14 protein-coding genes and 2 pseudogenes are annotated in these 13,950 nt (G+C 59.2%); 4 read left to right on the plus strand and 12 right to left on the minus strand.

The window, feature by feature from the left end:
- Window positions 1-4 precede the first annotated feature (4 nt).
- From RX328_RS11680 to RX328_RS11695, 5 genes are read right to left on the minus strand one after another with little or no spacing between them, the layout of a single operon-like run.
- On the minus strand, window positions 5-661 hold the full coding sequence (locus tag RX328_RS11680) for a DUF3540 domain-containing protein (RefSeq protein WP_108522807.1): 657 nt from the start codon (window positions 659-661) through the stop codon (window positions 5-7).
- A gap of 17 nt (window positions 662-678) precedes the next feature.
- Window positions 679-1,635, minus strand: coding sequence for a hypothetical protein (locus RX328_RS11685; RefSeq protein ID WP_213256427.1), 957 nt, complete (start codon window positions 1,633-1,635; stop codon window positions 679-681).
- 34 nt (window positions 1,636-1,669) lie between these two features.
- On the minus strand, window positions 1,670-2,077 hold the full coding sequence (locus tag RX328_RS43475; protein ID WP_213256429.1) for a DUF4150 domain-containing protein: 408 nt from the start codon (window positions 2,075-2,077) through the stop codon (window positions 1,670-1,672).
- A gap of 4 nt (window positions 2,078-2,081) precedes the next feature.
- Window positions 2,082-3,158 (minus strand): pentapeptide repeat-containing protein, encoded by a 1,077-nt coding sequence (locus RX328_RS11690; protein ID WP_213256431.1) that lies wholly within the window; start codon window positions 3,156-3,158, stop codon window positions 2,082-2,084.
- Complete coding sequence (locus RX328_RS11695; protein ID WP_213256433.1) at window positions 3,148-6,207, minus strand: DUF2169 domain-containing protein; 3,060 nt, start codon at window positions 6,205-6,207, stop codon at window positions 3,148-3,150. Before RX328_RS11695 ends, RX328_RS11690 begins: the two co-directional genes overlap by 11 nt.
- Before the next feature lie 227 nt (window positions 6,208-6,434).
- On the opposite strand from RX328_RS11695, the gene RX328_RS11700 reads away from it, so the two are divergent.
- Both RX328_RS11700 and RX328_RS11705 read left to right on the plus strand, forming a co-directional pair.
- Window positions 6,435-6,680 (plus strand): hypothetical protein, encoded by a 246-nt coding sequence (locus RX328_RS11700; RefSeq protein ID WP_108522811.1) that lies wholly within the window; start codon window positions 6,435-6,437, stop codon window positions 6,678-6,680.
- Window positions 6,681-7,008: 328 nt separating this feature from the next.
- Window positions 7,009-8,394 (plus strand): annotated as a pseudogene (locus RX328_RS11705) (trehalose-6-phosphate synthase); the annotation flags it as partial.
- A gap of 460 nt (window positions 8,395-8,854) precedes the next feature.
- Here RX328_RS11705 and RX328_RS11710 read toward each other — a convergent pair.
- The 3 genes from RX328_RS11710 to RX328_RS11720 form a co-directional block, all read right to left on the minus strand.
- Entirely contained in the window at window positions 8,855-9,079 is a 225-nt protein-coding gene (locus tag RX328_RS11710) for a hypothetical protein (protein WP_213256436.1), read from the minus strand.
- 2 nt (window positions 9,080-9,081) lie between these two features.
- Window positions 9,082-10,203 (minus strand): type III polyketide synthase, encoded by a 1,122-nt coding sequence (locus RX328_RS11715; protein WP_213256438.1) that lies wholly within the window; start codon window positions 10,201-10,203, stop codon window positions 9,082-9,084.
- A gap of 243 nt (window positions 10,204-10,446) precedes the next feature.
- Window positions 10,447-10,704, minus strand: coding sequence for an outer membrane protein (locus tag RX328_RS11720; RefSeq protein ID WP_190242167.1), 258 nt, complete (start codon window positions 10,702-10,704; stop codon window positions 10,447-10,449).
- Between the two features lie 352 nt (window positions 10,705-11,056).
- On the opposite strand from RX328_RS11720, the gene RX328_RS11725 reads away from it, so the two are divergent.
- Window positions 11,057-11,293, plus strand: coding sequence for a hypothetical protein (locus tag RX328_RS11725; RefSeq protein WP_244608668.1), 237 nt, complete (start codon window positions 11,057-11,059; stop codon window positions 11,291-11,293).
- Between the two features lie 252 nt (window positions 11,294-11,545).
- On the opposite strand, the pseudogene RX328_RS11730 reads toward RX328_RS11725, so the two are convergent.
- The 4 genes and pseudogenes from RX328_RS11730 to RX328_RS11745 form a co-directional block, all read right to left on the minus strand.
- Window positions 11,546-11,689 (minus strand): annotated as a pseudogene (locus tag RX328_RS11730) (IS3 family transposase); the annotation flags it as partial.
- A gap of 62 nt (window positions 11,690-11,751) precedes the next feature.
- Window positions 11,752-12,003 (minus strand): hypothetical protein, encoded by a 252-nt coding sequence (locus RX328_RS11735; protein WP_317258707.1) that lies wholly within the window; start codon window positions 12,001-12,003, stop codon window positions 11,752-11,754.
- Window positions 12,004-12,392: 389 nt separating this feature from the next.
- The gene (locus tag RX328_RS11740; RefSeq protein ID WP_312018141.1) at window positions 12,393-12,659 is read right to left on the minus strand and encodes a hypothetical protein; all 267 of its coding nucleotides are present in this window, start codon (window positions 12,657-12,659) and stop codon (window positions 12,393-12,395) included.
- Window positions 12,660-12,775: 116 nt separating this feature from the next.
- A complete protein-coding gene (locus tag RX328_RS11745) occupies window positions 12,776-13,057 on the minus strand; it encodes a type II toxin-antitoxin system Phd/YefM family antitoxin (RefSeq protein ID WP_108522816.1) in 282 nt (93 codons plus the stop codon).
- Window positions 13,058-13,299: 242 nt separating this feature from the next.
- On the opposite strand from RX328_RS11745, the gene RX328_RS11750 reads away from it, so the two are divergent.
- Window positions 13,300-13,908: a hypothetical protein gene (locus RX328_RS11750; RefSeq protein ID WP_213256442.1), complete on the plus strand. Its 609-nt coding sequence runs from the start codon at window positions 13,300-13,302 to the stop codon at window positions 13,906-13,908.
- Window positions 13,909-13,950: the final 42 nt, after the last annotated feature.

Below are 13,950 nucleotides of genomic sequence, written 5' to 3' on the forward strand. Positions count from 1 at the left end.
TGTGCTATGCAACCGTGACGCGTTTGCCGTCGAGGCGGAGATCCTCGCTCACCGCGATGACTTTGCTGTGGGCAATCTCGGAGGCAATGCCGGTGACCCTAATGGCCTGGGTTTCGGTCTGCAATGAGTCAATACGCTCGATCACCGCGACACGCTCGACCGCCTTCACCGTAAGCAACTCGGCGCTCGCTTCCTGGATCCGCGCCGAGCATCGGACACGGTCCGCGACTAACGTGTAGAGCTTGCCGATCCAGGTGCCTTTGTTCGCGAGCACCGCAAACAACTTAGCCTGCAGATCGATACTATCGGCGCGCAAGGATATGCGCTGGCGCGCGGCGATGGTGATGGTCTCGCCCTCAATCGACATGTTGCGACCTCCTGGTAGGCCGACCATGCCACCATTGGAAGCCGCCCGCTCGAGCACGGTCACGACGAAGGCTTGCTCCACGTTAGCGAAGAGCAGCACCATGTCCCGTGGTATAGGCCGGACCAGGCAGCCAACAGCCACCGTCGCCGTGTGACGAGCGCCAGCGACTTCGACCTCCATCGCAGTGCCATCATCGCTGACTGACACTACACGGGCTGTGTGATGTCCAGGTTCAAGCAAGCGCTCGGCCATCGCCAAGATGTCGGTGTTTGTGGCACGGATCGTCATCGTCATTCCTGCTCTCCAGCCGGCTACATGAAATTTATCGACTTCTTTTGTATGACTTCCTCATTGCCGGTGCTGGACATGATCTCAGCTGCTCGGGTCACAAGCTCGTACTGTTCCGTGCTTGACTTTCCCTGACTCAATTCTTCTTCCGTTACGGACACGCTCATCTTGCAGACCTTGCCGTCGCGGCCGACCACCTTCAAGTCGTCAACTGGCGCGAGCTTGAAATTGCTTGTCCTGAGAATCTTGGTATCACTATCGGCCGACTTGAAGTCGGGTCCAAAAACACACTTGGCCGAATTGCCGATCACTTGCTTGACGTCGTTTCCTTCGACAATGTCAAGTTTGTTGCCGATGGTGATAGAGTTCATATCGCTCAGATTGAATGAACATTCTCTTGAGATCTTGAAGGTGAACGCTTCCCCAAAGAACATGCATACATTATTGGCCATCGCCAGCGTGGTAGCTGCGCCTCTCATGCAGGTGAATTTAGTGCCTTGAAAGAATTCCTTGGTGTCGCCCATCGTCTGCTTTTCCGAGTTGCCAACGGTCGTTTCCAGCTTGTGGCCGTTGTTGATGAACTTGACGCGGTTCGAGGCCGTCAGGATGATGTCCGCAGGCGTCCCATTAGCGCCAGCACTGATTGACACGCCATTCTCGGCGGAGATCTCATAAGTGCCTTTCGAGACCTGATGTTGGGAGTTGCCGTTCGTGACCTCCGTGGTCTGACCGCGACCGATTTTGAGCAGTGCAGCGCCTTCGATATTTGCCTGGAAGTCCTTGTTGGTGAAGGCAAGTAAGCCGGCATTGTCACTTTCATGTTTGCTGATCGCAGCTGGACTTTCGCCAATAGTCGTTGTGAGACCCGTGACAAGTGTTTCTTCTTCGTCCGAATAAGAACCGAGGCGCAGATAACTCGACTTGGTCAGGGGAGAAGACGGTGTTTCTGGAACGACCAGTCGCGTATAGGCATTTGGCATAGTAGGCTTCCCTAATCGTGTGGCTGTGGGCACCTCAGCGCTGCGCCATCAAGCGGGTTTGAGAGGGCGATATCGAAAGTCCGAACGCGTTCGGGTTGGCACCATTCTGCTTAGTCGGCATCCCCATTTTGGTTGCCGGTGACCCGCCGATTGACAAATTGTCCGATCCCGCTTTGGCGCGGCCTGGACCCATGACAAGGCCAGAGATGACGCCGAGGGCCACACCTGCGCTATCACCCATCGATGTCGCGCGCTCGGTCGTCATGTTGTGTGCAGGCATACACATGATTAGGAACCGAGACTGCGTAGGAATAGCCGTCGTGTTCATAGCGACGTTTGGATAGGGGGTAGGCACAACGGCGGGACCGGATGGCGTGTTGCAGACGTCGGGAAACGCTTGATCCTCCGCCGACATCGGGCCACTTGAATTGACAAAAGTCATTTGTTTAGCTCACTCCGTTGAGAGGGATGACGCGGCTTGCATCGTAGAGTTCAGCGACGGCGCGTTCCGGCACAGTATGCAGGGCACTCCCACGCTGGGTCACGAACAGACTGCCTTCGGTCGACGCGCAGTGAAAGTCAGTGCGCAGAAAGCGCGAGCCGGAAAAATCGCTGCCATCAACCTTGGCGTGGTGCATCAGCGCATAGGACATGTCGGCGCCGGCAAACAAGGCGAACTTGGCCGATGCACGTGTGAAAACGGCCATCGCCAATGTTGTGCCCGAAAGATCGCAGCCGTCGAGGCACGCCTCTACGAAGATGCATTGCGTCAAATTGGCATTGCGCAGCCTTGCGGTTTGCAGGTTAGCCCTGACAAACAGTGCGTTCGGAGCCGTCGCGCTGGAGAGGTCGGCGCCAACGAGGCTCGCGCCCGCCAACACCGCACCGGAGAGGTCTGCTCCGGACAGGTTTGTGCGGTTCAGCTTGGCGCCGCTCAAGTTTGCTCGCGCAAGCATCAGCCCGGAGAGGTCCCGCTCCGACAGATCGCATTCCGAGAAGAGAATCGTGTCGCAATGCAGTCCCGTGAGCTGTGCACTGCGCAAATCGGCCTGCGTTATCGCGGCGTTCGTCAGCGTGGCGTTGTCGAGTACGACATCGGCGAGCCCACAATCCATGAGAGCGCTTTGAGATAGGGTGGCCCCGCGCAGGGTGGTCTGGTCCAATACGCAACGCATGGCTGTCGTCTGGCTGAACCGCGTCTCGCTGAAGTTGCTATGGCTGAAATCTGATGACATGAACGTCGACTGGGTGAAGCGCGCCCGCCGCCAGTCGGATCTGCCAGCGCGGCAACCGACGAATATGCATTTTTCAAGGCAACCGTCGGCGAAGGAAGCGCCGGTGAAGTCGCAGTCCTGAAACGTCATGCCGGTCAGGCGGGCACGCGTGAACTGGCTGCCGCGAAAAGAAGAACTCAGCACAACGCCATCGTTCAGGCTCAGTCCAGACAGCATCTGGCCATCGAGGTTGGCTTCGCGTACGGGGAACTTATGGTCGACCGATTGCAATAAGAGATCAATTGACATGGCTCGTGACCATCAGGACGGTGCGGTCGATATTTGCGTTGCTCAAATCGGTCGCGACCAAAGAAGCATCCATCAGGTCGGCGCCATAGAGATTTGCATGGCGTAGACTGGCGCCGGTGAGGTCGGCTTCATTGAGATGTGCCTCGAGCAGGTTAGCGGCATAGAAGTCGGTGCCGCGCAGATCGTTGCCAGTGAAGACCGCGCGTTTCAGCGATGTCATTCGAAAGATGGCGCGCGCCAGCGTCGACTTGCCGAAATAGACACCGTTTAGTCGAGCCATGGTGAAGTCGGTGCCGCTGAGGTCGGCCGCCTGAAAAGAGAGCGCCTCGGCGCTGCTGCGGCCGAAGCGGGCGTCGCGCAGATCGATGTCGCCGATGAAGCTGACTTGGTCAAATTGCGAGCTGCTGAGATCGAGTTGGGGCGCTGCCACTTTGAGAAAGCAGGTTTGCTTAAGTCGCGCGCCAGCAAAGCTCGCACCAGACAGCGATAAATCCATGAATTGTCCGCGCTCGAGGACGGCGTCCCCCCAAACGCTGTTCTCGAGGTCGGCTTTGATGAAGGAGCATTGATGTATTTGCGCAGAGCGGAAGGTTGCCCCGATCATCGGTACCCGCAAAACCTGGAGCTCGCCAAGCCGTGCTTGGTCGAAGGATGCGCCCACCATGCGCGCGCCGAGAAGATTGGTGCGCACAAGCTGGCTGCCTGCGAAACGCGTTCCGCGGCAGTCGGCTTCACCGAGATTGGCTTCGGTGAGATCGGTCGCGCTTAAATCAGCGTTGATGAGCGTTGCGCCGGACAGTGCGGCTTTCATCAGTTTTGCGCCGGCCAGGTTGGTCCCGCTCAGCTTCGCGCGCTCAAGAAAGGCGCCGGAGAAGTCCGCGTTCGCGAATCGCCGCCCGGATAGGTCGGCGCCGGCTAGATCGCGACCAGCAATCGTGCCGCCGCGCCGGAACTCCTCTTCCACCAGATCCCCCAGCGCACGTGCGACAGCTGGTGCCAGCATCGTTTCAGGCCTGAGCGGCTTGGGTGAGGCGAGCCTTGCTGCGGCCATGCCGGCTGCCAACTGGCCCTCGGCTTTATCGATCTCGGTCCGCAGGACGGTCAATGCTTTCGTAGTTTCCGTTTTAGCCGCGGCGATCCTTCCTTCGGGCTCATCAGCGCTTGCCGTTTGATGCGGCGCATTCAAGGCCTCGAACGGCGGGCGGTCATCGGACCGTAACGCAGGAAGGGCCCTTCTGAGCGCCGCTTCAGCATCGGCGAGGGCCGTATGCGCTCGTTGGGCGGCGTCAGGCGGTGTACCGGAGGCCTCGATCTGCGCCAGTATGTCGTCAATGGTCAGGCGCGGCGGCGCCTCTGGCGTGAGGCTCCGCGTTTCTTCCGGAAGTACAAGCGCGGGAATATCGGGAAGCGAAAAGGCGCCGTCCGATATGGCGTTGCGTATCGGCTCGAGCGGTCGTCCAGCCGCCAAGTTAAAGAAACGAGCATGTGCAAGTTCGGATTGTTTTTGCTCGTCGAGCGGTTGCGTTGCTGCGCCAAGGATTTCGCGACGCCAGTTTTTCGCCCGCGCGAGCTTGTCTTCGATATCGCCTATGAGGGCCGGATCAGTGTCCGGCAGCGCAGGGAATGGCGGAGCTTGCTCAAAGCTTGCGTCCATCGACTGCGCAGCGTCCGTGGAGCCGATCGCGGCAAGCAAGGCGTCGATATCGCTTGATGCGGCGTTTCGACTGGCAATCTTTTCATAGGCCGCGCGCACGGGTTGATATTGAGCGTCAAGCTTGTCGAGATCGGATTCTGCCTTGGCCTGTACCGTCTCCAAGGCGTCGAGGATCTCGGCCAATTCGATCTCGCCACTCTCGAGTTCCTCCGGCAACAATTCCGGAATGCTTGACGGTTCGATCGACGGTATCTCGATCGTCGGGCGCAGCGAAGGCGGAAGCTCAATGCCCGCGAACTCCTGCTCGAGCGCCCAGCGCATGGAGGCCAGCTGCCGCGCTGCGCGCTGTTCGGCCAAATAGCGACGCCGCGCCGCGCGGCGTTCGCGTTCGGCAGCCGAAATCTCAGGGGCAAGTTGATGTTCCGAAAAGGCATACCGTGCGGCGCTCGTCGGGTCGAGCCGCAGCTGCCGGACATTCAGATAATGATCGAACGGCCGCGCGGGCTCGCCTTGTTGTTCGTAAGCGACCATAATGTCGCCAACGTCACTGCCGTCCAATTTCTGCACGGCGGTCGCGGTGCGGTAGATCATGACGCCGCGGCGGGCTCCCGCGAACAGCCACAGGGTATCGATGCGCGTCGGCAGTTCCGTGACGCCACGCGTCGCATCGCTCCAGCCGACGAAGCAGCGCACGCGAAAGGCCGGCAGGCGGCCTTCGATCAACGGATGCTCCGCGGAGAAGTTCTGCAGCGCGTAGGGTTCTCCGCCCGAGATGAAGCCGGCCATGCGCTGGTCTGGCGGCGCAAACAGGAAAAGGCGCGGATCGGCATCGCTCGCCAGAGCGGGAGCAACCGATTTCAGCCACGCGGCGTCATAGGTCCCCGCGTATCGCAGGCGCTCCTTATCATCGAGCGCCATTGGTCCAAAGGCTGCGGGCGGTGCGATCGTTTCGATGAACTGAATCGCGTGCTCGGGGTTTTCCACGTTGGGCAGCGCCACCAGTTCGCCGGCCATGCTGCGGCGAAGAGCCCCGTGGCCGGCGCCGACGGGGTTCGCGGCGTAGCCGGGCCCGCCGAACGCGCGTTGCCGCGTTAGCGGCATTTGCCGGAATGGTTGCGCGGCTGTCGGCTGCCAGCCGAAGGCGGTCATCTGCCAATAACGGTCGCCGGTCACCAGAAGGTGCTTCTGCATCGGTCCGACCGTCCAGCCCAACATCATGCGCTCCGTCGGCCGTCCCTCAGGCGCCGCCGCATGTCCGGCGATGAGCACTTCCGCTTGCGGCTTGGGCATGCCGATGTCGAGAGGGTTGCCGGGCGGAAGCTCCTTCGCGGCCATCACCCAAAGTTCCTGCTCGCCTTCCAGGCGGTCCGCGCTCGGGTTGGCGAGGTCGAACATCGCGAAAACGGAAATGATGAGGCTTGCCCCGGGAGGACGGCGCTCGCATTTGGTCAACAGACCCAGTGTGCGTGGCTTTACAAGAATGGGCATGAGACCCGCCGAGACAATTGTCGCTTCTTCGCTATATTTCTCGAGCGTGACGGACTTGCGTTCCGCCTATGCGGACGCGTCTATGTGTCACATACCAGATTAGGTGGGCAAGAAGATCAGCCAGCGTTGCGTACATGGCCGATCCGAACTGCAAGACTTTGGTCGTCGATCGTGTCGTGGAGAACCGCGACTTGCTTGCGCGGCGCCTTCATCGGCTCGGATTCCGCTTGAGCGACCAGATAGAAGACAGCATCATAAGGGGGCTTGCGGCGATTGCCGAACGGTACAAGCTCTTCCGTCTGCACAAAACCCGTGCTTCGCAGTCCTTTGGAAAGCTGCTCTCGCGAGGCGGAGCTGTTGGTGCAATGGCTCCGGAATGACCACATTTGTCTTGCGGGTCGGCGAGGGGATGTGCGTGGCCCGCCCGTCATTCGAGCCGACCTGCTGTGATTGGTGGCAGCCGACGAAGCGCGTATGGAATCGTCGATAAATAGACGTGCGAATGGGACCACGCGAGAGCCTTAGTGTGTCTCCGCGGTTCCACACCGCGCAACTGCGTGCAAGAATATCTTTGCATTAAATTTCTTGTTTCCAGTAGCAAGACTGAATGCCTGCGCGCGTGATTTGGGTTCGTCTTGGTTGAAGCGATAATCAAGCCATATTGATTGAACGCCGGGTGACGGCAGATCAGACGGGCAAGGATGACTTGTGAATCTCATCGTCGTGTCGAACCGGGTTGACAGCGGCGACGCCAATCAACCCAAGATAGGCGGCCTTGCGGCTGCGCTACTCCCTGTGGTCGAACAATCCGGAGCAATCTGGGTGGGATCCTCGGACCAATTGGGCGATGGTTGTCGTAAAGCGCCGCTTGTCGAGACGCTCGGCGCAGGCAAGCTTGTGACGCTGAATCTGCCTGCCGTGCATTACCGGCGTTACTATGAGGGCTTTGCCAACTCGGCACTATGGCCGGCCTTGCATTCGCGCGCCGACCTGATCGACGCCTCGGCGTTAGACTATCTCAGCTATCGCGAGATCAACACGGTGATGGCAAAAAGACTGCTCCGGTTCGATGAGCCGACCGCGTTCTGGGTGCATGATTATCATTTCCTCCCGCTCGGCACTGAGCTGCGTAAGGTCGGCATCAAGCAGCCGATCGGTTTCTTCCTGCACACGCCATGGCCGCTGCCAGCCATGATGCGGAGTGTGCCGCATCATCGCGAACTGATCGAGGCGATGTTGGCTTACGACCTGATCGGCTTTCAGACCGAGGAGGACCGGAGGAATTTCATCGCCTATGTCAGCACCGATCTCAGGCATCTCAGGCTTACCATCGAGGACTGTGTTGTAACCTCGGGTCATGGCCAAACGCGATCCCAAGTGTTTCCGATCGGCATCGATCCGGCCAAGTTCGCGCAATTGAGCGCCGACGCGGCCTCGGAGCCCTGGATCTCGTGGATACGGCGCGGTCTTAATAGCGAGAAGATTGCTATCAGCGTCGATCGGATCGATTACTCCAAGGGTATCGACAAACGCCTCCACGCTTTAAACCGCCTGTGGACCAAACGGCCGCATCTCGCGCACAGCATCTCGCTATTGCAGATCGCCACCCCGTCGCGCAGCGGCATTGAGGCCTACAGCAATCTGCAGAAAGATGTCGCCGGCCTTGTCTGCGATATCAACAACCGCCATCGTAGGGGCGACTGGACCCCGATTAGTCATTTCGAGGAGGGCTTCAGTCAGGCCGACCTCGCAATTCTTTACCGCGCAGCGAAAGTTGCCGTGGTAACGCCGTTGCGTGACGGCATGAATCTGGTGGCGAAAGAATATGTCGCTGCGCAAGATCCGAACGATCCCGGTGTGCTGATATTGTCTAAATTTGCCGGCGCGGCCAAAGAGCTGGAGGAGGCGCTGCTCGTCGATCCGAACAACATTGATGACATAGCAGACAAGATTTCGGCCGCAATTTCGATGTCGCCTGCCGAGCGCATCTCGCGCTGGCAAGACATGATGAGGACGCTTCTAGCGTATCCCATCCAGCAATGGACCGCGGACTTCGTTGCGGAGTTGGAGAAAATTCGGACCGAGAAACTCGCGGGACAGTTCAGTCCGCGGAATGTGGGGGAGCCTAGCGGCTCGAAAGGGAAAGTCGAGGGGAAATTAGCCGGCGGGGCAAGCCATTTGGACCTGCCGCGGCGGTTGTCACGTCCAGCGTTCGATGTACGGGCTAGGAGATTAGATGATGATTTCACGCACATCGTAGGCTCGGGCTGGAACCACGGTCCCCAACTGGCCCCGGACGTCCTGCTCGGCGTGCTGAATAGAGTAGACGCCTTCCCGAGGCCGTTCCAGCCGACGACACATTTTTACATCCATGGTCATCCCTACATGGCGCAGTTGGCTGCAGGGTTGAGGGAGGTGACCCCTAACAATCCGCTGGGCGTCAACGTTATTGTCATACCTCGGCTTAAGGGCGGCTGAACAAACGCGCGTTGGTTGTAATCGGCACCTCTTGCTCGAACCGTCGATTATCAAAGGCCTTCGGTCATAGATGTCGTCATATTTGCCGCCGCCTGCCGAGGTCCAAGTTGAGGACGGTCACCGGATCGAGGCCGTCATCGTCGTTGAGAACACATTGTAATGCATCGCGCCGCCATCCTTCATAAATCGGCACCTCCAGTGCGGCGGCATTAACGCGGTGGCCGAGCAGGGCGGCAGAGTACGCATCTCGGGCACGCTGGCGCTCAGCAGCACCGGCAACGAATTTGTTGATGCCGGCCACTACTACGCGATCCGCGCCAATCGGTCACCGACTGACTCAAGATGTGCAGACCCTCGCTGAGCCGCTTCGCTGTCAACCCATTTCAGTAACGACAGTTCGGCCGAGAACCCTGGTCCGAACGCAGCTAGGATTCCGTATGATCCTGGCGCCTGCTCCTCATGCTCAAGCACGTGATCCAAAACGAATAGTACAGTTGCGCTCGACATATTTCCATGACGTCGAAGAGTTTCATAGCTGGAAAAGAAGTTTTCAGACGATCTCCCAAGGCCCTGCTCACAAACATCCAATACTTTTCTCCCGCCGGGATGAAAGATTAAGCTCTTCGCTTGGTTAGAATGGATGCCATCCTCCGCTAGCAACGACCGCAGTGCATGTGGCATCAATTCGCTAATCATTGATGGAATGCGCTCAGAGACGACGACTTCAAATCCGGCGTCGCCAAAATGCCAGCCCATTAAAGAAGTCGAGTCGGGGTAAAGCAAACTCGTATTTCTTACGATACCCAGTTTGCCAGAGCCGCTTTCAGCTGGGCCGATTAGGAGCGCGGCAGCGCCATCCCCAAAGAGGCTTGAAGCAACAACGTTCTTCGGGGTGAGATCATTCGGCTGGAATGTAAGGGATGTCAGCTCCACAGCAATGAGGAGAACGCGTTCGCTCGTTGCGCGGCAAATCGCTCCTGCCAAGCTAACTCCCGATGCTCCTCCGGCACATCGGAGGCCGAATATGGGCGTCCGTCGTACATTTGTTCGCAGTCCGACCTTCGAGATCACATCCACATCGAGACTGGGGGTAGCTATCCCGCTCGACGAGACAAATATAATCCGATCGACGTGTTCGGGCTTCACGCCGGCCCTGTTGAGACAGAGCACGGTCGCTTTGCATGCGAGCTCCTTTGCACATTCCAAGTATATCTGGTTTGTCTCACTTATGCGATGCTCGCTGAGAAGCCATTCGGGCGCTACACAAAAGAAACGCTGATCGACTAGCGTATTATCGAATACTGTAAGATACCTCTTCAGCTTCTCCATTCTAGATCCGAAGTGGCGACCCGCTAGTACCTTGGCCTCGGTTTGCGAAATTCGGAATGTTGGCAAAGCCGTCCCAACAGCCAAAATTCTGGACATCAGTTCCTCTTGTTGTTCGCCTCGAACCAAAGCGACGATCAAAGACGTCCGCGACGTCCCAGCGTTAGTTCACGTGGACCAAACCGATGCCGATGTCCTGCCCAATGCGGGCAGTTCCTGCGAGGCCGCTCGCTGGAAAAGCCCGCGATCCCGGTTGAAAAGAAGTGCAGGTTCCGAGGGCCCATGAACAGGCAATCGTACTCAGCGCCGACGGTTATTGAAAAAAGCGCTCAAGGTCCGCCCCTACTGTACCGCGCCGCCGGGTTTCGCTACCGTCGGTGAGGGCAGCCCAGTCGCAAATTCGGAGAGTTGATATTTATCGCGGGCGACCGCAGCGCCGCCTTTCACATACAGCAGCACGTCAGTCCAGGCGTAGCCAAGCAGGCCCGTGAGCAGGCCGAATGCATCAACCCTGGTTTCATCCTGGAGGCCTACGAAAGTGAGGTTAGCGTTGGAGTCCTTGAAATCAGCGCAGTTGCCGTTCGCCCGGATGCCGAACACCGAGTTGGCTATCTGCCAGCGGAAGCGGATTTCGCCGCCGAGCGGGCCTCCTGTCGCACTATGGCTCCTGATGGGAAGGGGCGGAGCGCGGACCACAACGCCAGCGTTGACGAGATGCCAGCATCGACGCGCGGGGCCGCCACCGCTATTGATACCGATGTAGGAACCGCTTCGCTCGGGAGAGCCGCGCGGCCAGATCAGCGGCAGAGGCGGCCAGCACCACCAGGGCTACCGTGCCCAGCAGGATTCTTTTCATCCTTCTTGACCCAATTCCGATGCAACTTTCTTGACGGTGTCCATGGATCACGGTTGCCATGTACCTGTCTTCTCCATCAATTGATAGGGTTGGTAGTTGACTGGTCAGATCGTGCCCGCCTCTGCCAATGAATCGCTCGCCTTCTTCGACGCGGGCCGCGCGAGTTCGTCGCGCCCCAGACGTTTTGCCATTGTCGATAGGCCTGACGCCGCCAGACACATCGACTGGGTCTCGCGGGAGGTCGACATGTCGGACGAAGCTGGCTCGGTCGTCGCCGAGCATCTCGGCGATGTCCGCGACGAGCTTCTCGCCTCCGAGGCGAGCTATGAGTGAGCGTCACATGACGGTGTCCCGGCCGCGACCTGACTGAGGTCGGCGCGGCCGTGACTGCCGTCGGTGACGCGCTCACCGAACTGCGAGTTGCACTATCAGCTCTTCGCCTTCATGTCGCGGCCCGCCCAAGGGCGTCGAGTTCGCGGCCTCCGAGGAGCAAGTCATCCGCAACGCCATCGCGGCGGCGCTCGGCGCCGGCCCCGAAGGCGCACACTAAAAGGCATTCTCAACCTTGCTGCCGGGTGCAGTTCAGCGGTCATCGCGCAGCTTGGCTTTGACGCGCCGCTTGGGCGTTTTGTTGCGCAGTTGCAGGCCCAACTCGCGGTAGACGCGCCGGGTCTTGTTCTGGCCGCGGCGCCATCCTTCATGACGAAGCAGGACGTGAACGCGGCGATAGGCCGAAGAAGCGTACGGCGCCAACGATCAGTGACAAAGCTGCCCGGACAGCGGTAGCGGAGCTAAACAAAGAGCCGAAACGGCGTGATGTCGAGCGCCGGCGCGAAGAGGCCGCGGACGGCCAGGAACGTGAGCGACGCGAGAAGGCGGTCGCAAAGGCGCAGGCGGCTCTCGACAGGGCCGTGCAGAATCGTGAGGCTCCTGCCATCGGGCGCGAAATTCTGCATCGACCGCCAGCGACTGATAGAGAGCGCGACCATGCGCCTTGCCGTGTGCTTGCGAAATCGCAATCCAGGCGCGCGCGATATCGCCATCGGCTGCCAATCCGAGACGCGCGACGATCGCTTGAATCTGTGCCTTGTGACTCAACCGCGGCTGCAGTTCCTTGGCGGCGCGATTGATCGTCGTTGAAGCCGGCTGCGTGCAAGTGTTTCCTGGTGGCTTCGACTTTTGCGAGATCGTCCGGTGTGACGTTGGCGGCAATCTTCATCGGCCCCGCCAAGGTCTGCCGCAGAACCGATTCAAGCTCCCGCAAGGCGTGGGCCGCGAGCGGAATGGATACCCGGAGCGGAAGCGCGCCAGCCGACAGCCGGCAGAAGTCGACATAGCAGTCGGCCATGCCCTTTCCGAGCAATTGCCGGATCAGGGCCGCCGTATTCTGCTGCTCCGGTGAAAGGTCTGGTCTCTTGGCAGGCTCGTCCATCTAACGCTGTCGGTTAACGCCGCGCGTGCTGGCGCGGCGGGCAATGAATTCTTTCATCAACGGCAGAAAAAACGCCTTGCTGAAATGGCCAAGTGGCGGCTCTGGCTCAAGGTAGAACGACTGGCCGATGACGTCCTGATTGTATTCGTCAAGGATGATCCAGAGGCGTCGCGAAGCGTCGAGACCGGCACGACGCTTTTCCATCTCAGGAATTTCGACGGCAAAACGATCGGAGTAGGGTGGCTGACTGGTGATCGGAAACAGCACCAACAAGTCCTCACCTTTCGGCCTGGCAATCCGTACACCCACAGCCACCGGGCGAGGCTTGCGGCCTTCCGTTTCCCCGCGCTCAGCTTAGCGCACCCATAAATAGGAAAATCGGATCACGCATCCGGTGCGAAGCTCGTCCGGCTCAACGTCTCGTCGCTCTCCCGCTCATAGGCGTCGACGGCCCGCTTGACATCCTCAAACAAGTCGTCAGGCATCGTCTCGAGCCGACCGGCCTTCCGGGCGTCGGCTCTGGCCGTAAGCTTGCGGTAGTCTTCGATGCTGAGCAGCACCAGACGCGGCTTGTTCCGTTGGGTAATGGTGACGGGCCGGCGCAGGGCTTCGGCGATGATATCCCCCGATTTCCTGGAAAGATCACTGGTTGAATATTGGGTCATTGATCGGTCTCCAGCATTGCTGTAATATACAGCAATGCTGTATATCCTGCAAAGGTGTTCGCTTGGCAGCTGTCGGGGAGGGATCGTTGGAGCGGCAGACTTCGTCTGAAGCGAGCCGTCTCTGCCATCCGTCGCAGGGTTGATCGCTTGGGCTGGCGCTCAATCCTACGAGGCCTTTGAAAGCGAGCACGCGATCCCACGCTCGAAACCACCAGTCGCCCATAACATTCCTCCTGAGAACAATGCGTCGTGCCCTATTTGATCATCGTGTCCGCCAGATGCGCGTGGCCTTTCATGCCGCATATGCACCCTTTTTCCAGGAGCTGGATGAGACCAAGCAGGAGGCGGACGACTTTCAGCGCAGGGTCGATGCGGGCAGTGCCCAGTGGGAGGATTATGATGAGGAAACCGGCGCTGGACGCCACTATGGCGAAGAGTTCGGAGAGCGCCGCCTGGAGGCTGAAGCTGCGCTCCTCTTGCTTCGAAAGGCGTTCGTGATCGTAATATACCACCTGTGGGAGCGTGGCGCGCGGCGATGGGTGCCGCAGGCGAGAAGGAAGCCAAACCACGCCGATCTGGTTGCCGCACTGACACAGGCGTCGATTGTCATCGACAAGGCCGGCCTGGAAGAGTTGAGGCTTCTGGTCAATTGCCTCAAGCATAACAGCGAAGACGCGCGAAAGCTTTACGTACTTCGCCGCCATCTGTTCGAGGGTGATTTCGATCCCGACTCCATTCATTCAGCAACCGGCAAGCCCTTCGTGAATATCGATTGGGCCGAGATCGTAGTGCTGACCGGCGACAACGTGGAACACTATTTTCGGGTGGTTCAGAACTCTGGACCCAGATAGCCGCTCAAGGGGACGCAATGGCCAAAAAGCAAAGCATTCCGA

Origin of the sequence: Bradyrhizobium sp. sBnM-33, from assembly GCF_032917945.1 — a bacterium.
Classification (GTDB): Bacteria; Pseudomonadota; Alphaproteobacteria; order Rhizobiales; family Xanthobacteraceae; genus Bradyrhizobium.